Genomic DNA, 647 nt, shown 5'->3' with positions numbered 1-647 from the left:
TTGAGGAAACGCGGCGCCCGGTAGCGCAGGTTCGCGCCCCGGCGCCGCCGCCGGAAGGCGGCCCGCGCCACCAGCCGGTCACGGATGCGCCCGCCCCGATGGTCGAGCTGCACCGCGAACAGCCCGCTTCGGGTGCCCTCGCCGTCGTGGAAGACGGCCAGGCCGGTGTGCCTGCTGCCGGGGTCCACGCCGACCTCGACGCCGGGCACCTCACACGAGCCGGCCTCCCGGTCCTTCAGCCGGATGACCAGCGGGGTGTGCCGGTGGATCACCGCCCGGCCCGAGGCCAGCAGCTTGCGCGCCATCGCCGGGCGGGTGGGTTGAAGCGGCGCGCCGTACTTGTCGAGCACGAACACGCGGGGTGCGGCGGAAATGCCGCGGCCTCCCTCAGCGTCGCGTGACGCCTCGGGGTGACGCCCGCCGCGCGGTGCGCCGCGGCGGGTCTCCCCTCGCCCATGTCCCACGCCGGGTTCGCGGCCTGCCGCGCGCCTGTCCCCCGTTTCGTCCCTGCTCCCGGGGTTGTCTGCGAAGACAGGTTCCAGAGCGTGCCGCTGAGGAAGCACGGCACGGTGGGTCTGCTGTCCTGCGTGAAACGTAGCCATCAAGGATGCACCTCCTTGCCGGTGATGGCTCGGGCTGGTCAAACA

General features: G+C 73.3%; 1 protein-coding gene. It reads right to left on the bottom strand.

Translation table 11 applies throughout. The features are described from left to right. A partial coding sequence (locus EJK15_RS69805) for an RRXRR domain-containing protein (RefSeq protein ID WP_206062426.1) occupies positions 1 to 356 on the bottom strand: 356 nt, incomplete at its 3' end. Positions 357 to 647 lie beyond the last annotated feature (291 nt).

It is taken from the genome of Nonomuraea basaltis (genome assembly GCF_005893125.1).
Taxonomy (GTDB): Bacteria; Actinomycetota; Actinomycetes; order Streptosporangiales; family Streptosporangiaceae; genus Nonomuraea; species Nonomuraea basaltis.
The sequence above is the reverse complement of the archived record's forward strand: the minus strand, read 5'-3'. Positions and strand labels throughout refer to the sequence as shown.